This is a genomic window from Agromyces sp. Marseille-Q5079 (genome assembly GCF_051016555.1).
In the GTDB taxonomy this organism is placed as follows: domain Bacteria; phylum Actinomycetota; class Actinomycetes; order Actinomycetales; family Microbacteriaceae; genus Agromyces.
Genome location: NZ_JBPEJF010000002.1, coordinates 520,009 through 538,238, shown reverse-complemented (window position 1 = coordinate 538,238; position 18,230 = coordinate 520,009). Strand labels below are relative to the sequence as shown.

Sequence of the window (18,230 nt, the reverse complement as noted above, 5' to 3'; positions counted from 1 at the left end):
CGCGCCCCGGCCGACCGTTCCTGTCAGCCGAGCGCGACGATGAGGCTCAGCGCCGCCAGCACCGCGACGATCGGGGTCATCGTGTACCGCTCGGGCTTGCTGCGTGAGATCGCGTTCATCGCGATGCCGAGCACGAAGTAGCCGAACACCACCCACATGCCCACGGTCGAGACGACGTCGGGCACCACGTCGATGACGGCGGCCCGGTCGAGCGCGAGCACGGCGATGAGCGCGTAGATCACGATGGAGACGAGGCTGCCGATGCGCAGCTTGGCGGGCAGTACCCGATGAGACCCGCCCCAGGCGAAGTGCCCGAGCGGGGCGCCGAGCGCCAGCGCGAGCTGGAACACCGCAAGTACTCCGAGGATGACGGTCAGGGCGATGGCGGCGATCACCGCGCCAGACTATCGGCCGGCGAACGGCGCGAAGGCAGGCGCCACAGCCGCCGCGACCTCAGCCGACGCGGGAGAGGAATGCGAGGACCCGTTCGATGAGGATCCGGCCCGCATCGGCGTCGTAGCCCGGCAGGCTGGAGTCCGCGAAGTAGTGCTGGTTGCCGGGGTAGAGGAAGAGCTGGGCATCGTCGGCGATCTCGACGAGTTCGCGGGCGGCATCGACGTCGCCCTCGTCCATGAAGATCGGGTCGGCATCCGCACCGTGGATCTGCACCGGTACCCCCGCGGGCCACTCGCCGAACTCCTCCGCCGGGAGGCAGGAGGAGAAGAACAGCGCGCCGGCGGCACCGGGGCGGGTCTGGGCGAGCATCTGGGCGGGCACGACGCCGAGCGAGAACCCCGCGTAGACGAGCTCGTTCGGCAGCGCGTCGGCTGCGCGCTCGCCGCGGGCCATGATCTCGTCCCAGCCGACCTCTCGGGCGTAGGCGACGCCCTCGTCGATCGTGCCGAAGGTGCGCCCGTCGAAGAGATCTGGCGTGTGCACGGTGTGCCCGGCCTGCCGCAGTTCGTCCGCGAAGGTGTGCAGGCCCTCGTTCGGTCCGAGCGCGTGGTGGAAGAGCAGGATGTCTGACATGCGTTCCCCGTTCGTCGAGCATCGCCGATTCCGATCGCACCGGACGATACCCGCTGGGGGCGATCATGTCGACCGCGAGCGACGCGTTAGACGTGGTCTGCCGGGGGATCGGCCGTGGCACCGGCCGCCGCGGAGCCGGCCGCCGTGGAGCCCTCGGACAGGATGTCGCGGGCCTGCTCGGCGGCGCGGATGATGCTCTCGCCGACGAAGTCGAGGAAGCGCGCCATGTTCTGCAGCCGGGCCGCGGCCTGGGTGTCGCGCCCGAGCACGCCGACGCCCTGGCGGGCCGTCTCGGCGAGTGCGGCGTTCGATCGCGCCGCGGCGATCATCGACTGGTACCAGGCATCCGTGTCGGCGACGTAGCGTTCGCGGCGCCCGTCGTCGCGTTGCCGGCGCACGAGCCCGAGGTTCTCGAGGAGCGTGATCGCCTTCGAGACGGATGCCGCGCTCACCTGCAGGTGCCGCACGAGCTGGGCCGCGGTCAGGCTGCCGTCGTCGGAGATGTAGAGGCAGGTGAGCACCGAGGCCGCCATGCGGGGCAGGCCCGACTGCATGAGCAGGGTCGTGAAGGCCTCCTCGTACTCCTGCACGGCTCGGGCGTCGCGGCCGAGGGGCTGCGGTTCCTGCGATGAAGCGGATGCCGCGCTCTTGCGTTGGTGGCTTCGGCGCTCGGTCGCGCGGTGGGCGAGGTCGGCTCGGTACGCCGCGGGGCCGCCGTTGCGCATCACCTCGCGCGTGACCGTCGAGGTGGGGCGGTCGAGGCGCCGGGCGATCTCGGCGTAGGCGAGGTCGTCGGCGAGGCCGAGCGCGATCTGCTGGCGTTCGTGCTGCGTGAGCCGGCCTCCTGGCATGGCGTCTCCTTCGTGCTCGAGTCGTGGGTCCAGTATTGCGTTCATTCTCAACCATTGCAACGGATCTCGGCGTTGCCATTGCGTTGATTTCTCAGCCATTGCAATGATTGTTGCCGTCTGATCAGGTCTTTTACCTTGACAACGCAATTCTTCTGTTGTGCGATCCGTGAACGCAACGTAGCGTTTCCGATATCAGAAACCAACCGATCCACTCGAGAAGGAAGCACGCCATGCTGCAGAAGTTCACCACCACCGCCCCGATCACCGCCGTGCTGAACATCTCGGCCGGCCGCGTGCAGGTCATCGCCGCGGATCGCACCGACACCACGGTCGAGGTGCGCCCCGCGAACGCCTCGAAGGGCCGCGACGTCAAGGCCGCCGAGCGCACGACGGTCGAGTTCCACGACGGCGTCGTGCGCGTCGTGACCCCGGCCGGCAACCAGCTCGTCGGCCCCTCGGGCATGATCGAGGTCACGGTGCAGGTCCCCACGGGCTCGCGCGTCGAGGGCACGGCGGCCGCCGCCGAGTTCCGCGGAGTCGGACGCCTCGGCGACGTCGCGTTCGACGGCGCCTACGGCACGATCAAGATCGACGAGGCCGACAGCGTGCGGCTCACCGCCCTCGCCGGCGACGTCTCGGTCGGCCGTCTCAACGGCGCCGCCCAGATCACCACGTCGAAGGGCGACATCTCGATCGCCGAGGCCGTGCAGGGCACGGTCGTGCTGCGCACCCAGGCCGGTGACGTGTCGATCGGCGCGGTCGCCGAGGCATCCGCCACCCTCGATGCCGGCACCAGCTTCGGCCGCATCCAGAACGCCCTGAAGAACGCGAAGGGCGCCGGCGCCGAGCTCAGCATCGAGGCGACCACCTTGTACGGCGACATCGACGCGCGCAGCCTCTAGGCCGAACGCACGACGACGCAGAAACGCGCCGCCCGAACCGATGGGTTCGGGCGGCGCGTCGCGTATCGGCCACGCGCTCGTGGCGGTCAGTCGTCGGCGCCGGTGGCGACCACCGTGAAGTCGGCGTCGAGCGAGACGTCGACGGTGCGTCCGTCGCCCGTGAGCACCGACACGTCGTAGGGCGAGGTCGTGTCGTCGTTCACGTCGAGGTCGACGATCCGGCCGTCGACCTCGCCGAGCGCGGCGGTCACCAGCGCGCGCACGGTCGCCGAGTCGAGCGCGCCCTGCGGCGCGGCGTCGTCGGCGTCATCCGCGTCTGCGGCCTCGGTCGAGATGAGCTTCGCGGTGCCGTCGGAGGCCACTCGCACCTCGGTCTCGTCACCGGCCTCGGTGCGGAACTCGACGTCCCAGCTGCCGTCGGCGTTCGCATCGACGCCGACCGCCGTGCCGTCCGCCTCGGATGCCGCGGTCTCGACGATCTCGTTCAGTTCGTCGGCCGAGGTGGTGCCGCGGTCGGCGGCGATCGCACTGCCCGCGTTGACGTCGTCTTCGTCGCGGTCGTCCGCTTCGTCAGCGTCGTCCTGATCGGAGACGGAGGTGGCCGACGCCTCGTCGCGGTCGTCGTCGTTCTCGTCGGCGACCGCGGCGCCGACGGCGATGCCGCCACCGGCGAGGAGCAGCGCGGCGAGCACGGAGCCGCCGGCGATGAGGGCCTTGCGCTTGCGCGAGGTCGGCTTGGCCGGGGTCGAGGTCGAAGGGGCCGGGGAAGTCGAGGCCGATGCTGCGGGCGCCGACGTGGCCGGCGTCGTCGAGAGGTTCTCGGTGGTCGAGTGGTCGGGCGTCGCGGCATCCGCCCTCTTCGGGTCGGGCAGGTTCGGGGTGTTCGTCGTTTCGCTCATGCCCCGATGGTGCCGAAGGGGCGCTGAAGCGACCCTGAAGCTTCCTGAAGTGCCGTTCAGGAAGGGTCGCCAGACGCCGGGATTCCGGTTCAGGATGCCGCGGGCAGGCGCACGGTGAAGCGCGCGCCGCCGAGCGGGGCGTCCTCGATCGTGACGTCGCCGTGCGCGGCGCGAGCGACGGCCCGCACGATGGCGAGGCCCAGGCCGCTGCCGCCGGCGTCGCGATCGCGCGCGTCGTCGAGGCGCACGAAGCGGTCGAACACGCGCTCGCGCTCGGCTGCGGGGATGCCGTCGCCGTCGTCGTCGACGACGAGCACCGCCCGCCCGTCGCGTTCCGTGAGGCCGAGGGCGACGCGGCCGCGCGCGTGACGGGCGGCGTTGTCGGCGAGGTTTCGCAGCAACTGGCCGAGCAACTGCGGATTGCCGTGCACGCGCGCCGCGCCCACCCCGGACTCGTCCACCGCGACCCCGGCCGCCCGCAACCGCGCAGCCTCGGCGAACACGAGATCGTCGAGGTCGACGGCTTCGTCGGCGCTCGGGGCGCCCTCGTCGAGGCGTGCGAGCAGCAGCAGGGCGTCGACGAGACCCTGCAGGCGCAGTCCCTCGTCGTGCGCGACATCCGCCAGTTCCCGCAATGACGTGACTTCGGGATGCGCCTGCGCGAGTTCGGCATGCTGGCGGATCGTCGCCAACGGAGATCTCAGCTCGTGCGACGCGTCCGACACGAAGCGTCGCTGCGCGCTCGCCGAGGCGTCGAGCCGGCCGAGCATCGCGTTCATGGTCTCGGCGAGGGCGGCGATCTCGTCGCCGGATGCCGGCACGGGCACGCGACGGTCGAGGCGGTCGGCGGTGATGTCCTCGACTTCGGCGGTGATGCGGGCGACCGGCCGCAGCGCGCGCCCCATCACGACCCAGGTGATGCCCGCGACGAGCAGCACGACCAGCGGCACGGACACGGCGAGCAGCAGCGTCACGGTGCCCAGCGTCTCGAGGTCGTCCTCGACCGGAACCCCGAGCACGAGGGTCGAGCCGTCGTCGAGTTCCTCGGCGAGCACGAGCACGGGTTCGTCGTCGACGGAGAAGACCTGCGGATCGTCGCCGAACGGCAGTGCGGCATCCGGAGCCTCCTCGGATGCCGCGACGACGTCGCCGTTCGACGACAGCAGTTGCACGAGGTCGTCATCGAGCGCCTCGATCGCGGTCGGCCCCTGCGCCTCGACCTGGGTGGCGAGTGCCTCGACGCGCGACTCGCCGGCTCGCGTCGAGGCGCCGAGCATGCTGCCGCGCAGGATCTCGAGGAATGCGAAGGCGCCGACGACCAGCACGACCGCGATGACGAGTGTCGCCCCGATGGTCGCCCGGGCCCGAACCGACCGCACCGACCACGTCGGCCGCACCGATCGCCGCTCAGCCACCGTCGGCCGCCAACCGGTACCCGGAGCCGCGCACGGTCTCGATGGCCTCGCGCCCGAAGGGGCGGTCGAGCTTGCGGCGCAGGTGCCCGACGTACACCTCGACGATGTTCGGGTCGCCTTCGAAGTCGTCGTTCCAGACGCCCGCGATGAGGTCTCGCTTCGAGACGACCTGCCCTCGGTGGCGCATGAGGTGCTCGAGCACGGCGAACTCGCGCGCCGTCACCGTGACCTGCTCGTCGCCTCGCCAGACGCGCCTGCTGGCGGGGTCGAGCCGCAGGTCGCCGGCCTCGAGCACCACCGGCCGCTCGACGCCGCCGCGCCGGATGAGCGCGCGCAGTCGGGCCACGAGCACCGCGAACGAGAACGGCTTCGTCACGTAGTCGTCGGCGCCCGTCTCGAGGGCCTCGACCTGGTCCCACTCACCGTCCTTGGCGGTGAGCATGAGCACAGGCGTCCAGTTCTCCTCGGCGCGCAGGGCCTCGCAGACCTTCCAGCCGCTCATGCCGGGCATCATCAGGTCGAGCACGATGGCGTCGTACCGCGTCTCGCGGGCCCGCCAGAGCCCGTCGACGCCGTTGTGCGCGACATCGACGGCGAAGCCCTCGGCCTCGAGTCCGCGGCGCACGCCGTCGGCGAGGCGCACCTCGTCGTCGACCACCAGGATTCGCATCCACGCCATTCTCGTCGCGGTTGCTGAAGCAGGGCTGAAGCGCGCCCGGCCGGGCGGCACGAGGGCGAGCGAGCGGATGCCGCGGCGGGCGGCATCCGCTCAGCCGACCTGGATCACGGGGTGGCAGCGTCCAAGCGCGCCCGCAGCTCGGGCGGAAGCTCGAGCGCGACGCCCTGCAGGGCGCTCTCGAGCTGGTGCAGCTTGCTGCCGCCGAGGATCGGCGTGATCGACGGCGTGCCGCCGACCAGCCAGGCGAGCACGACCTGGCCACGCGGAACCCCGAGCTCGGCCGCCACCGCGTCGAGGGCGGCGAGGCGTCGCTCGGTGCCGGGGTGCTCGTGGGCGGTCGGGATCGACTTGGCCGGGTTGTCGTAGGCGCCGCTCAGCAGCGGCGTGTACGCCCAGAGCTCGAGCCCGTTCTCGTGGGCGAAGTCGACCTGCTCGTCGCTCATCATGCCGAAGCGATGGTTCTGCCCCTCGGGCTGTGCGCCCGGCCGGGGTGCGAGGTAGCTGCGGCTCAGCTGCAGGGCGTCGACCGGATGCCCGCCGGTGGCGATCGCCCGGGCGCGTGCTCGCTCGACGCGCCAGGCGGGATGGTTCGACATGCCGACGCGCGCGGTGGCGCCGCTGTGCACGAGCTCGGAGAACGCATCCGCCGTCTCCTCGACGGGCACGCTCCGGTCCTCCATGTGCGCCCAGAGCAGGTCGACGTGGTCGGTGCCGAGGCGCTGCAGGCTGCCCTCGAAGGCGGTGCGGATGCTGCGTGCCGAGAGACCCTCGCGCGAGGCCGGCCAGTCCGCGGCATCCGTCGGCTCGGCCCCGACCTTGGTCGAGAGGCGCACGCGGTCGCGCATGCCGGGGCGCGCGGCGAGCCAACGGCCGAGCAGGAGTTCGCTCTGCCCGCCGTAGCCCGACTCGCTCGCCCAGAAGGAGTAGCAGTCGGCGGTGTCGATCCACACGCCGCCGGCATCCACGAAGCGGTCGAGCAGTGCGAAGGAGGTCGACTCGTCGATCGTGGTGCCGAACATCATCGCGCCGAGGACAAGTGCTGGATTCGTCATGCTTCCACGGTGCATGCTGGAGTGCGCTCCAGCTCAAGCCGATCGGAGAAGATCATGACCACCTTCACGCCGTCGCAGGTCGTCGAACGCACCGGATTCAGCCTCGACACCCTGCGCTACTACGAGCGCGAGGGCCTCATCGGGCCGATCGAACGCACCGCCGGCGGTCGCCGAACGTATCGTCAGGAGCACCTGGACTGGCTCGGACTCGTGAAGTGCCTGCGCGATACGGGCATGCCGATCGCCGACCTCAAGCTCTACACGGCGCTCGCCGACGACGCGTCGACGCTCGAGCAGCGGATCGACCTGCTCGAGCGGCACGACCGCGAGGTGCAGGCGTCGATCGACCAGCTCCTCGAGCAGCAGAACCACCTGCGCGAGAAGATCGCCTGGTATCGCGGGCAGGCGCGCGGGGTCGTCGCGGATGACCGAGGCGACGTGCGCGCCGCCTCGACCGAGTCCTAGACGGCCGCCATGCTCGGGCTAGGGGCAGCGGGCGCGGTCTCGCGTCGCGTCTGCGCCGCGCTCGCCGTCGCGGCGGGCGCGAGCCTGATCGTCGGATGCTCTGCACGAGGGCCCGCGGACGGTCCCGGTTCGCCCGGGGCATCCGCTGTCGCCGCGGCGGGCAGGTTCGCCGCCGTCGGCGACTCGATCACCGACGCCGACAGCCCCGACTTCGCCGCGGGCGACCTCGGCGCCGCGTCGTGGGCGACGTACGTCGTCGACGACGGCTTCGCATTCGCGGGCGGCTGGGCGGAGTGGGGTGCGACGACGGCGATGATGGCCGACGCAGTCGGGCCGATCCAGGCAGACGTCCTCGTGGTGCTCGCCGGCACCAACGACGTCGCCTTCGGCATCCCGTTCGATGACTCGGCGGCGAACCTCGACCGGATCATCGACACCGTCGCCATCGAGGACGTCGTCGTCGTGTCGATACCGCCGATGGATGCGTTGCCCGACGGCGCGGAGGACTACAACGAACGCCTCCATGATCTGGCGGACGACCGGGGTTGGCGCTTCGTCGACGCATCCGCGGGCCTGCGTACCGCCGACGGGAGGTACGGCGAAGGGATGAGTTCCGATGGGCTGCATCCGTCGGTGGACGGCGCGAAGGTGCTCGGCGAGGCGATCGCGTCGGAGTTGCGGCGAGAACCCGAGTGACGGGTGGGCAGCCCTCAGCCGACCTCTTCGGCCAGCGCGACGATGATGCCGGCAGGCCCCCGCAGGTAGCAGAGCCGGTACTGGTTCTCGTAGTCGGCGACCTCCCGCAGCGGCGCACCGCCGAGAGGGCGCAGCCTGGCGAGGGTGTCGTCGAGGTCGTCGACGGCGAACATCACCCGGTGCAGCCCCAGCGTGTTGGGCGGCGGGATCGCGGGCGTCGGAGCGGATGCCTCGGGCGCGAGGTACGTCGTCAGCTCGAGCCGGCCGTGGCCATCGGGCGTGCGCATCATGGCGATCTCGCTCCGGATGCCGTCGAGTCCGACCGTCTGATCGGCGAAGTCGCCCTCGATCAGCGCGCGCCCCTCGAGGGCCAGGCCGAGCTCGGTGAAGAACTCGATGGCCCCGTCGAGGTCGTCGACGACGATGGCGACGTTGTCCATGCGTTGAATGGTCATGGGGCCGAGCCTAGGACGGGCGCGGCATCCGGGGGCAGGGGCTGATCGGATGCGCTGACCGCACGGCCGGAGGAGCGGCCTGGTCAGGGCCCCGCGTTGAGTTCGGCCTCATACTCTGCCGCGGACTCCATGATCTCGGATTCGGTCACGAAGTCGTCCCACTCCCGCAGGTACGGGCGGATGGCCTCCGCGCCGCGACTGCAGAGCACGTCGTCGTGCCAATCATCGTTGAGCGTCACGTCGGAGAAGCACGTCCAAGCAGGTTCCGGCTCTGGTTCCGGCTCTGGCTCGGCGACTGCCTGCGTGGCTGCCTCGATCTCCTCGTCGGACGGCTCCTGCTCGACGGGTTCGACCGTGGGCGGTTCGTCGGCCGTCATCTGCCGGTCTTCCTCCCAAGACGAAAACGGCGAACAGCCCGTGAGGCCGAGCGCGGCAAGAAGGACGATCGCCGCGATGGTGGCCGGGCGAAGGGGTTTCGGGAGAGTCACCCGCTCACGCTAGCCAACCACGCCGACGCGGCATGGGCGATGGACTGCCCCAATTCGAGGGGAATCGGCATGCGAATCCTCGGGCCGCCGCGACGTCCGGTCGCCTCATGCGGCTCTCTGTCGCGAGCATCGCGCCCACGGCGAACACGTCCCTTCACGCCGTGCGCCGAGCGCAGAATGGGCTCATGGTCGAGATCTCGGATGACGAGTTCGAGCGCATGGTCGCCGACGCGTTCGACGCGCTGCCCGAGGAGATGGTCAGGGGGCTCGAGAACGTCGCGATCCTCACCGCGAACCAGCCGGTCAACGAGCGTCCGCGGCTCTACGGCCTGTACAGCGGCCGCCCGCTGAAGACCCGCGGGGTCTACGGCTACGGCGAGCTGCCCGACCGCATCACGCTGTTCAAGAACACCATGCAGGAGCACAGCGCCGACCTCGATGCGCTGCGCGCCCGCGTGCGCATCACGCTCGTGCACGAGATCGGCCACTACTTCGGGCTCGATGACGCGAAGCTCGGGGAGCTCGGCTGGGCCTAGGCGGCGTCGGCGCCGCATCAGGCCCACGGGCACGGATGCCGCCGCAGCGCGGCATCCGCTATTCGACGCAGTCGGCGCCCGACGTGGCGGCCACCGAAGCCGGAAGCACCGGGAGGATCGCCTTGACGACGTCGAAGAACGCCTCGCCCGTGCCGCCGTCGCCGTTGCCGATGAGGGCGAACACCGCGCCGGAGCCGGCGAAGTACTGCACGTGCGCGCCATAGCCGGGCTCGGCGCCGCTGTGGTTGAGGTCGAGGAGGCACCCGGTCTCGGGGTCGACGTGCACGCTCACACCGAGACCGTACCCGTAACCCTGGTCGGTGGTGCCGGGTGCTCGGTCGTCGATGCGCGCGGCCTGCATCTCGGGGGTGAGCCCGTATCCCTCGCCGAGTGCGAGGCCCCACGTGTGGAGGTCGTCGATCGTCGAGAGCATGGCGCCGGCCGCCCACCCCTCGTGGTTGGTCCAGTCGGTGGTGTCGGTGGGCTGCGGCATCCCGCCGCAGAACCCCGAATAGCCGCGGTTGAACGGTTCCGCGAGCACGGCATCGGGTGCGAAGCGGCTCCGCTCCATCCCGAGCGGCTTCATGAGGCGGTCATCGATGAGCGTGGCGAGATCGGTGCCGGTCGCGCGTTCGAGGATGCGCCCCAGGATGAAGGTGTTGTAGCCCGAGTAGGTGTTGCCCTCGCCCGGTGAATAGGCCTCGCGCGGAGTGGCCGCGCCGATGGCGATGACCTCGTCGGGCGTGATCTCGGAGTGCGGATCGGCGCAGATCCGGTCGAGCTGAGCTTGGCCCGGAGGGGCGATCCCGCTCGACATGTTCATGAGCATGCGCACGGTGATCTCGTTCGCGAGGGGAACCTCGGGGTACCAGCGGACGATCGTGTCGTCGAGGGTGACGCCGGACTGCCCGTCGCCCATGACCTGCAGCGCGACCGTGCCGACGACGGTCTTGGTGATGCTCCCGATCTTGGACTGGTTGGCGCGGTCCATCGGCTGCTCCGAGCCGAGATCCGAGACGCCGCGCGTGGCGACCCATTCCTCCTGGCCCGGGATCCACAGCCCGACGACCACCCCAGGCATTCCGGATGCCGCGAAGCCCTCGTCGAGCGCCGCGTCGAGCTGTGCGCGCACGGCGGGGTCGAGGGGCACGGTGGCCGCGGTCGGCGGGGCCGAGACGACGGTCGTCGACGTCGAGGCGGCGCATCCGCTCAGCACGGAGACGGTGATCGCTACGACCGCGACGACTCCCCATTTCGAGTTCCGCATGACCAGGCCCCTCTGCGTCGCGCGGGACGCAGCTCGGATCGCGCGCGGCACGGACATGAGACGTCGTGACCATGCCGTCGCCCCTCGCTGAGGCTCGGGTATCCGGATCGCGGGGCGGGAGCAGCTGCCCCCACTCGCGACACTACGCCGCGGGCGCGCGCAGAAACCGGACGGGCCCGCCCCACTTCAGGGGTCGAGGGGGAGCGCGGCGCGTTGCGCTCAGCCCTGATTCGAGCCGACCGCGCGCAGTCCGGCGATCACGTGGTCGACCCGCACGCGCATCTCCTCGTCGTCGGGCAGGCCGAGGTGGAACACCAGGCGGTGGTAGATGGGGCCGTAGAAGAGATCGAGCGCGACGCCGAGGTCAGCATCTTCGGGGATCTCGCCGGCCCGCTGCGCCGAACGCATGCGCTCCTCGAAGTGCTCGATGTTCGGGCGGATCACCTGTTCGCGCAGCGCGTCGGCGATCGCGGGGTCGCGCTGGGCCTCCGCGATGATTGCCGCGACGGGCGACGTGTCCTGCGGCGTCAGGAGCGCGACGACCCCCATCATCTGTGCGCTCATGTCGCGGGCGAGGTCGCCGGTGTCACCGTGCGGTGCGACGGATGCCGCAGCGTCGAAGACCGCCTCGAGGAGGACCGCGCCCTTCGACGGCCACCATCGGTAGATCGTCTTCTTGCTGACGCCCGCCCGCTCGGCGATCGCCTCGATGGTGAGTCGGGCGAAGCCGGTCTCGCGGCACAGGGCCATCGCGGACTCGAGGACAGCCACCCGGGCGCGTTCGCTGCGGCGGCTGGGATCGGGCGCGGCGTTCATCACCTCAGAGTACACGCTACGTGTCGTGTTGCGGGGGAGTCACCGCCGGTGCTAGTTTGCCGAGCAACACGACACGTAGCGTGTCGTTTGGATGGACCGCCTGGATTCTCGCGAGCCGGCGGCACGAGCAGGAGGAGCACCATGACCGTCGTCGCGACGTGGATCGACGTGATCGCCGCATCATCGGATGAGAAGCAGCGATACCAGCAGTACAAGCTGCGGAAGCAGCAACTTCCCTCGGGCCACCGTGCAGCCGTCGACGCCATCGAGCGGTATCTCGTGTACCGGGGCGTGATCACGAGTGGGGCCACCTTGCTCACGCTGCTCGACGACCTGGTCACGCTCTTCGATGAGTGCGCCGTCGACGACGTACCCGTCCGGGCGATCGTCGGCGAAGAGCCGGTGGCGTTCGCCGAGTCGCTGCTCGACAACTACGCCGAAGGGCAGTGGATCGCGAAGGAGCGGCGTCGACTGACGCAGGCGATCGCGGGCATCGTCACCGGAGTGCCGCAGACCTAGCTCTGTCGGGCGCTGCGCGCTGAGAACGGTTCGGGCGCGGATGCCGCGGGGCGGGCGCGGCGCCGCACGGGGGCGTTCGCGACGAACACGCCGGCGACGAGCACGAGTCCGCCGATCGTCTCCCAGACGTTCGGCACCTGCCCGAGCAGCAGGGCCGCGGAGGCCATCGCCACGACGGGCGCGAGCAGTACCCACGGCACCACCGACGCGGAGCGGTTGCGCGCGAGCAGTGCGTTGAAGATCGCGTAGCCGACGAGGGTGCAGAGACCCGCCGTGTACAGCGTCGAGAGGATCGGACGCCAGCCGAACGCCTCGATGCCTGCGGCGATCGCATCCGGTCCCTCGATGAGGATCGACAGGCCGAGAGCCGGCAGCGGCACGACGAGCGAAGACCAGACCGTCAGTGACAGTGCGCCGAGTCGCTTCGCCGGCGCGACCACGCCGGCCTGGCGCGAGATGACGTTGCCGATCGCCCAGGAGAGGGCGGCGAGCAGGCACAGCACGACGGCGAGTGCAGGTGCGTCGCCGCTGCGACCGAGGGCCACGACGCCGAGCCCGACGGTGCCGACCAGCACGCCGATCGTCTGCATGCGGCTTGGGCGCTCGCGGAGGGCGAGCGCCGCGACCACGATCGTCAGCACGACCTGCGCCTGCAGCAGCAGCGCCGCGATGCCGGGCTGCAGCCCGAGCGCGATCGAGGTGTAGAGCAGGGCGAACTGGCCGAGGCTCATGAACAGCCCGACGCCCACGACGGTCTTCCAGCTCGCGAGCGGGCGGGGCACGACGATCGCCGCGAGCGCGACGACGGCGAAGCGCACGGTGAGGAAGAACAGCGGCGGGATGCCCTCCATGCCCCAGTCGATCACGACGAAGTTGAATCCCCACAGGGTGGCCACGGCGGCGGCCAGCAGCATGTCGCGTCTCGTCATGCTCACCATCTCACTCCGCGGCATCCGGAAACACCAGCGATCATTTCGCAGCCTGATTCGGTAGCATTGCTGCATGATCGATCTCGAAGCCGTGGTCGCGCTGCGGGCGGTGGCCACGAACGGCAGCGTCGCATCGGCGGCCGACGCGCTCGGCTTCACGCCGTCGGCGGTATCGCAGCAGATCAAGCGCCTCGAACGCGGCACCCGCATCGCGCTGCTCGAACGGGTCGGCCGGGGCGTCGTGCTGACGGATGCCGGGCGGCAACTCGTGACGTCGTCGGCGACCGTGCTCGCCGACCTCGAACGCATCGAGGCCGACCTCCATCTCTCCGGCGGTATGGGCGCCGGTGCGGGCAGCGCCGTGCGCCGGGTCACCGGGGAGGTGCGCATCGGCGCCTTCTCGACGGCGGTGCGCGGCCTCCTCATCGACGTGCTCCCGCGCCTGCGGGCCGAGCATCCGGAGCTGCGGGTGCCGCTGCGCGAGAGCGAGCCGTGGGAGACCGTCGCGCTCGTGGCATCCGGTCAGCGCGACCTCGGCATCGTGCACCGCTGGGGCGGGCTCGCCCTCGCGATGCCCGAGCACCTCGTCGAGACGCCCCTGTTCACGGATGTCGCCGACGTGATCCTTCGGCGCGAGCACCCGCTGGCGGGCCGCACCGAGCTGACTCCGACCGACCTCGCCGGCGAGGAGTGGATCGCGACCTTCGACTCGACGATCTGCCGGCAGTGGCTGCGACGCCTGTTCGACGGCGTCTCGAACGCGCCCCGCATCGTGCACGAGTCGATGGAGTTCGAGAACCACCTCGAGCTCGTGCGCGCGGGCCTCGGCGTCGCGCTCGTGCCGCGTATGGGTCGGCCGCCGCTGCATCCGGATCTCGTGGCTGTGCCGACCGTGCGGCCCGCGTCGACGCGGGACATCGCGGCGGTGCACCGCCGAAGCCAGGCAGACTCGCCCGCGCTGCAGGCCGTGCTCGATGCGGTGCGGGCGGCCACGCTGGGGCGCGCCGGCTGACGTCCGCCTGGACGTTCGAAGACCCACGGTCGCCGATCGGGCCTCGCTCTGGACCCGGCCGCCGGCCGACGTGACAATGGCCGTATGCACGAAGACGTGCTCGTGAGAAAGATCGCCAACGCGCTGGTCGAAGACGTGACGGTCCACATCACCATGCCGTCGACGCCGATCCTCCGCGGGGCCCTCGGGGGATTGTGGGTGGGCGGCTGGGTCACCCTCACCACGAAGGCCGTGACCTTCTCGCCGAACGGGCTCAACCGCTTCATGCAATCGGGAGCACTCGACGTCAGCGTTCCCCTCGCGCAGATCACCGACGTGACGGTGCTCTGGGGACTCTTCACGAAGATCGTGGCGATCACGACACCCGAGGCGATGCTGAAGGTGCGCTGCTATGGCGCAGCGCGCTTCGCCGAAGCGATCCTGGCTGCTCGCGACCGCGTCGCGTGATCGATGCCCGGCTTCGACGCCGTGCTGCCGTCGCGGCGGGGCAGCGGACCTCCTGCGGTCGCTGAGGGCGGCTCTGCGAGCACCTCCGAGCATGGCGCACCGTCTGCCGTCATGGCGCTGCGATGCGCGTCGGAGTCGCACGAGCGCGGTGGTCGTGACTTCAGGCTGGTACGCCAAATGCTCACCCCAAGTGATCATTCGATCATCCGAAATGATCACTTTTGACTGGAAGTGCTTTGCTATTGACATGATCGATCAGGACTGGCACATTCTCAGTGAACCCGGACCACTTGACCGCAGATGCTCGAGGAGAATGCCGATGTCCAGATCACCCCGCGCCGCGCTCGTCGCCACCATGACGGTGTGCACGCTCGCGTTCGTCGCAACGCCCCTGTCGGCAAACGCCGCCGACGGCTCGGCGGGCGACGATCCACTCGCCGACCTCGCACTCATCCCGCAGCCGTCGCACGTCGCCGCGACGGGCGCGGCGCCCATCGAGCTCGGTGCCGGCACCGTCATCAAGGTGCACCCTGGTGACGACGGCTCCGCCGCCGTCGGCGAGGGCCTGGCGGAATTGCTGAGGGATGCCACGGGCTACCCGATCCCCGTCGGTCAGCGGGCCGCCGGGGCGTCCAAGGGGGCGACCATCGAACTGTCGACCCGCGGCGACGCGGCCCTCGGCGACGAGGGCTACACGCTCGAGACCGAGGGCACGCGCATCTCGCTCGAAGCGCACAGCGCCGAGGGGCTGTTCCGCGGCGTGATGACCCTGCGACAGCTCCTGCCGCCCGAGATCGAATCGGCCGGGGCATCCGACGTGGCCTGGGCGATCCCGGCGGTCGACATCAGCGACGCGCCGCGCTACGACTACCGGGGCGCGATGCTCGACGTCGGCCGGCGCTTCTATCCGGTCGACGACGTCAAGCGCTTCATCGATCAGATGGCGCTGTACAAGTACAACGCACTCCACATGCACCTCACCGACGATCAGGGCTGGCGGCTCACGGTCGATGCGCGACCTGAACTCACGCAGGTCGGTGCATCGACGCAGAGCGGCTGGAAGCCGGGCACCGGCGGCCCCTGGTTCTATACGAAGGCCGATTACCAGGAGATCGTCTCGTACGCCGCCGAGCACTTCATCGAGGTCGTGCCCGAGATCGACGGACCGAGCCACGCGATGGCTGCCAAGGCGTCGATTCCCGAGATCAACTGCGACGGAAAGGCCGTCGCGCCGTACTCCGGGTTCGACGTCGGCCTGCCGACCATCTGCCTCACACCCGAACGCCGGGAGGAGGTGCGCGCCTACCTGCAGGACGTGTTCACCGAAGCCGCGCAGCAGAGCTCGTCGGACATCGTGCACATCGGCGGCGACGAGGTGCCGTCGACCACCCAGGAGCAGATGGACTGGTATGTGAAGACCTCGTCCGAGATCCTCGCCGAGCAGGGCAAGCGCGTCATGGGCTGGCACCAGATCGGCGCCTCGCCGTTGCCCGCCGGATCGATCATGCAGTGGTGGGCCGACGCCGGCGACCAAGCCTCGATCGGCACGGCGAACGAGCGCCCCGACGTGCGGGAGCTCCGCAACGCGCTCGCGCAGGGAGCGACCGTGGTGGCTTCACCGGCCGACCGCTCGTACCTCGACATGAAGTACGACTCGACTGTTCCCTATGGCCTCAGCTGGGCCGGACTCGTCGACCTCGAGCGCGCCTACGACTGGGACCCGATCTCGGTGACCTCGAGCCCCGACGGCCGCGTCTCTCTTGCGACCGAGGAGCAGATCGAGGGCGTCGAGGCGGCGCTCTGGGCCGACCGCGCCTACTCCGGCTCGACGAAGCTGCCGACGTCGCTCGACCAGTTCATCCCGGTCTCGCAGTACGCCGACTTCGTGAGCTTCCCGCGCATGCCGGCGATCGCCGAGGTCGGCTGGTCGGCGCCCGAGGTGCGCTCGTTCGACGACTTCGAACGCCGCATCGTCGCCCAGGCCGACCGGTGGGACGAGATGGGCATCGGCTTCTACCGCGCGCCCGACGTGCCCTGGGAGGGGTAGGGCTTCACCTGCACGAGGCGTCACCGGCTCTCCGGTGGCGCCTCGTCGCGTTTGTGCCAGTTTGCGAAACCCTGGCGCCGGGGTGGACCTTCCGGTTCCTGCACCCGGGGCTCACCGTCAGACGGAGGCGCGGGTGTGCACCCGGGCGCCCTGCGCGTTGAAGAGGCAGAGCACCTCGAGCACGTCGGGGCCGGGGTTGCCGAACCCGTGCGGCACGCGGGTGTCGAACTCGGCGGCCTCGCCGGCCTCGATGATGAGGTCGTCGTCGGCGAGGAGCAGCCGCATCCGTCCGGAGATCACGTAGATCCAGTCCCAGCCGGGATGCACGAACTGGGTGATCGGCTTCTCGGGCGCCGGTGGATGCACCTGCTTGAACGCCTCCCACGCACCGGAACCGCCCGAGAGCGGCACCGTCACGACGCCGTTCCTCAGCCGCGGCCGCGGGTGGATGCGCGGATCACCGAGCGGCGGCGCGCCGACGAGGTCGTCGAGTGGCAGACGGTACAGCCGCGCGAGCGGCATGAGCAGGTCGAGCTGCGCGCGCCGGGAACCCGATTCGAGACGCGACAGCGTGCTCGTCGAGATGCCGCTGGCCTCGCTGACGGCCCGAAGCGTCATGCCCCGCGACTCGCGGATCGCCCGCAGCCGCTCGCCGATGCCGGCCAATTCATCGCGCTGTTCCATACGCTGTCCTCGTTGCTGATGCGGCAACAAGTATTGCCGTTCGTGACGCCGGGCGCCAGCATGAATCACATGAACAGTGCACAGGAACGAACGGACGTCGCGGCTTACACGGATGACGCGGCGCTCACGGATGTCGTGATCGTCGGCGGTGGCCCGGCCGGCCTCAGCGCTGCGCTCTCACTCGGCCGAGCCCGCCGCCGGGTCACCGTCATCGACTCGGGTGCACCCCGCAACCGGACGGCTGCGCACATGCACGGGGTGCTCGGCCATGACGGCCTGTCGCCGCTCGTGCTGCTCGAACGCGGGCGCGCCGAGGCGGCCGGGTACGGCGTGCGATTCGTCCAGGGCGAGGTCGATGCTGCGCGTGTCGACGGGTCGGTCATCGAGGTCGACACGGCCCACGGCACCCTCCGAACGCGTCGGATCCTGGTCGCGACCGGACTCGAAGACGTCTTGCCGGACATCCCCGGATTCCGGGAGCAGTGGGGGCGAGGCGTCGTCGTCTGCCCGTACTGCGACGGATGGGAGCACCGCAACGACGTCATCGGCGTCGTGGCGACCTCGCCGCGAAGCGTCGAGCAGGCGCAGTTGCTGCGGCAGTGGTCGGACCGCGTCGTCTACTTCGAGAGCGCCGTTGGCGAGGCATCCGCCATCGAACTCGACCGGCTCGCGCGCCGGGGCATCCGGGTCGAATCCGGGGCCGTCACCGGACTGCGCATCGAGGGCGAGCGGGTCACCGGTGTCGAGGTCGACGGGCGCTCGGTCGACGTTGGAGTGGTCTTCACGGGCCCGACGCTTCGCCCGCGCGATGCCCTGCTGCGCTCGCTCGGGGCGTCGACGTCCGAGGGCGAGCTCGGCTCGTGGGTCGACATCGACGATGACGGGCGCACCTCGGTGCCCGGGGTGTGGGCGGTCGGCAACGTCGTGAACATGCGCGCCAACGTCTCGGTCTCGCTCGGCCTCGGGTCGCTCGTGGCGGGCGCGCTGAACGCCGACCTCGTCGCCGCCGACATCGCTGCGCTGGTCGACGCCTGACGCGTCC

At 70.5% G+C, this 18,230-nt stretch carries 22 protein-coding genes; 9 read left to right on the top strand and 13 right to left on the bottom strand.

Annotation, left to right across the window (positions count from 1 at the left end; all coding sequences use genetic code 11):
* Positions 1-23: 23 nt before the first annotated feature.
* The 3 genes from ACR3IO_RS06265 to ACR3IO_RS06255 all read right to left on the bottom strand — a co-directional run bounded on the left by ACR3IO_RS06265 (position 24) and on the right by ACR3IO_RS06255 (position 1,880).
* Positions 24-395: a hypothetical protein gene (locus ACR3IO_RS06265; protein ID WP_434070313.1), complete on the bottom strand. Its 372-nt coding sequence runs from the start codon at positions 393-395 to the stop codon at positions 24-26.
* A 58-nt stretch (positions 396-453) separates the two neighbouring features.
* Positions 454-1,029, bottom strand: coding sequence for a dienelactone hydrolase family protein (locus ACR3IO_RS06260; RefSeq protein ID WP_434070312.1), 576 nt, complete (start codon positions 1,027-1,029; stop codon positions 454-456).
* Between the two features lie 86 nt (positions 1,030-1,115).
* Positions 1,116-1,880, bottom strand: a complete 765-nt coding sequence (locus ACR3IO_RS06255) for a MarR family transcriptional regulator (protein WP_434070311.1) — start codon at positions 1,878-1,880, stop codon at positions 1,116-1,118.
* A 230-nt stretch (positions 1,881-2,110) separates the two neighbouring features.
* Here ACR3IO_RS06255 and ACR3IO_RS06250 point away from each other — a divergent pair, with 230 nt between their 5' ends.
* The gene (locus ACR3IO_RS06250; RefSeq protein ID WP_434070310.1) at positions 2,111-2,782 is read left to right on the top strand and encodes a DUF4097 family beta strand repeat-containing protein; all 672 of its coding nucleotides are present in this window, start codon (positions 2,111-2,113) and stop codon (positions 2,780-2,782) included.
* Between the two features lie 86 nt (positions 2,783-2,868).
* Here ACR3IO_RS06250 and ACR3IO_RS06245 read toward each other — a convergent pair whose 3' ends face one another.
* The 4 genes from ACR3IO_RS06245 to ACR3IO_RS06230 form a co-directional block, all read right to left on the bottom strand.
* Positions 2,869-3,681 (bottom strand): PepSY domain-containing protein, encoded by an 813-nt coding sequence (locus ACR3IO_RS06245; RefSeq protein ID WP_434070309.1) that lies wholly within the window; start codon positions 3,679-3,681, stop codon positions 2,869-2,871.
* Between the two features lie 89 nt (positions 3,682-3,770).
* Positions 3,771-5,096 carry a sensor histidine kinase gene (locus ACR3IO_RS06240; protein ID WP_434070308.1) on the bottom strand — a complete coding sequence of 442 codons (1,326 nt, stop codon included), beginning with the start codon at positions 5,094-5,096 and terminating at the stop codon, positions 3,771-3,773.
* Positions 5,089-5,766, bottom strand: a complete 678-nt coding sequence (locus ACR3IO_RS06235; RefSeq protein WP_434070307.1) for a response regulator transcription factor — start codon at positions 5,764-5,766, stop codon at positions 5,089-5,091. Before ACR3IO_RS06235 ends, ACR3IO_RS06240 begins: the two co-directional genes overlap by 8 nt.
* Before the next feature lie 113 nt (positions 5,767-5,879).
* The gene (locus ACR3IO_RS06230; protein WP_434070306.1) at positions 5,880-6,827 is read right to left on the bottom strand and encodes an aldo/keto reductase; all 948 of its coding nucleotides are present in this window, start codon (positions 6,825-6,827) and stop codon (positions 5,880-5,882) included.
* Between the two features lie 54 nt (positions 6,828-6,881).
* Here ACR3IO_RS06230 and ACR3IO_RS06225 point away from each other — a divergent pair, with 54 nt between their 5' ends.
* Together ACR3IO_RS06225 and ACR3IO_RS06220 are read left to right on the top strand one after the other, a co-directional pair.
* Complete coding sequence (locus ACR3IO_RS06225; protein ID WP_434070305.1) at positions 6,882-7,292, top strand: MerR family transcriptional regulator; 411 nt, start codon at positions 6,882-6,884, stop codon at positions 7,290-7,292.
* Positions 7,293-7,301: 9 nt separating this feature from the next.
* On the top strand, positions 7,302-7,988 hold the full coding sequence (locus ACR3IO_RS06220) for an SGNH/GDSL hydrolase family protein (RefSeq protein ID WP_434070304.1): 687 nt from the start codon (positions 7,302-7,304) through the stop codon (positions 7,986-7,988).
* Positions 7,989-8,002: 14 nt separating this feature from the next.
* Here the strand turns inward: ACR3IO_RS06220 and ACR3IO_RS06215 are convergent, their stop codons facing one another.
* On the bottom strand, positions 8,003-8,443 hold the full coding sequence (locus tag ACR3IO_RS06215) for a VOC family protein (protein WP_434070303.1): 441 nt from the start codon (positions 8,441-8,443) through the stop codon (positions 8,003-8,005).
* Between the two features lie 83 nt (positions 8,444-8,526).
* On the bottom strand, positions 8,527-8,931 hold the full coding sequence (locus tag ACR3IO_RS06210; RefSeq protein WP_434070302.1) for a hypothetical protein: 405 nt from the start codon (positions 8,929-8,931) through the stop codon (positions 8,527-8,529).
* A gap of 185 nt (positions 8,932-9,116) precedes the next feature.
* On the opposite strand from ACR3IO_RS06210, the gene ACR3IO_RS06205 reads away from it, so the two are divergent.
* Positions 9,117-9,467 (top strand): metallopeptidase family protein, encoded by a 351-nt coding sequence (locus ACR3IO_RS06205; RefSeq protein WP_434070301.1) that lies wholly within the window; start codon positions 9,117-9,119, stop codon positions 9,465-9,467.
* A 58-nt stretch (positions 9,468-9,525) separates the two neighbouring features.
* Here ACR3IO_RS06205 and ACR3IO_RS06200 read toward each other — a convergent pair whose 3' ends face one another.
* Together ACR3IO_RS06200 and ACR3IO_RS06195 are read right to left on the bottom strand one after the other, a co-directional pair.
* Positions 9,526-10,734 carry a serine hydrolase domain-containing protein gene (locus tag ACR3IO_RS06200; RefSeq protein ID WP_434070300.1) on the bottom strand — a complete coding sequence of 403 codons (1,209 nt, stop codon included), beginning with the start codon at positions 10,732-10,734 and terminating at the stop codon, positions 9,526-9,528.
* A 219-nt stretch (positions 10,735-10,953) separates the two neighbouring features.
* Positions 10,954-11,550, bottom strand: a complete 597-nt coding sequence (locus ACR3IO_RS06195; protein WP_434070299.1) for a TetR/AcrR family transcriptional regulator — start codon at positions 11,548-11,550, stop codon at positions 10,954-10,956.
* A 141-nt stretch (positions 11,551-11,691) separates the two neighbouring features.
* Between ACR3IO_RS06195 and ACR3IO_RS06190 the strand changes: the two genes are divergently transcribed.
* Positions 11,692-12,069, top strand: coding sequence for a DUF1048 domain-containing protein (locus ACR3IO_RS06190; RefSeq protein ID WP_434070298.1), 378 nt, complete (start codon positions 11,692-11,694; stop codon positions 12,067-12,069).
* On the opposite strand, the gene ACR3IO_RS06185 is transcribed toward ACR3IO_RS06190, so the two are convergent.
* A complete protein-coding gene (locus tag ACR3IO_RS06185; protein WP_434070297.1) occupies positions 12,066-12,998 on the bottom strand; it encodes an EamA family transporter in 933 nt (310 codons plus the stop codon). The genes ACR3IO_RS06190 and ACR3IO_RS06185 overlap by 4 nt on opposite strands.
* Before the next feature lie 73 nt (positions 12,999-13,071).
* Here ACR3IO_RS06185 and ACR3IO_RS06180 point away from each other — a divergent pair, with 73 nt between their 5' ends.
* The 3 genes from ACR3IO_RS06180 (at position 13,072) to ACR3IO_RS06170 (ending at position 16,504) form a co-directional block, all read left to right on the top strand.
* Entirely contained in the window at positions 13,072-14,010 is a 939-nt protein-coding gene (locus tag ACR3IO_RS06180; protein ID WP_434070296.1) for a LysR family transcriptional regulator, read from the top strand.
* A gap of 84 nt (positions 14,011-14,094) precedes the next feature.
* Entirely contained in the window at positions 14,095-14,457 is a 363-nt protein-coding gene (locus ACR3IO_RS06175) for a hypothetical protein (protein ID WP_434070295.1), read from the top strand.
* 319 nt (positions 14,458-14,776) lie between these two features.
* Complete coding sequence (locus ACR3IO_RS06170; RefSeq protein ID WP_434070294.1) at positions 14,777-16,504, top strand: beta-N-acetylhexosaminidase; 1,728 nt, start codon at positions 14,777-14,779, stop codon at positions 16,502-16,504.
* A gap of 117 nt (positions 16,505-16,621) precedes the next feature.
* Here the strand turns inward: ACR3IO_RS06170 and ACR3IO_RS06165 are convergent, their stop codons facing one another.
* Positions 16,622-17,188, bottom strand: a complete 567-nt coding sequence (locus tag ACR3IO_RS06165) for an XRE family transcriptional regulator (RefSeq protein WP_434070293.1) — start codon at positions 17,186-17,188, stop codon at positions 16,622-16,624.
* Positions 17,189-17,257: 69 nt separating this feature from the next.
* On the opposite strand from ACR3IO_RS06165, the gene ACR3IO_RS06160 reads away from it, so the two are divergent.
* Complete coding sequence (locus tag ACR3IO_RS06160) at positions 17,258-18,223, top strand: NAD(P)/FAD-dependent oxidoreductase (RefSeq protein WP_434070292.1); 966 nt, start codon at positions 17,258-17,260, stop codon at positions 18,221-18,223.
* The last annotated feature ends 7 nt before the right edge of the window (positions 18,224-18,230 follow it).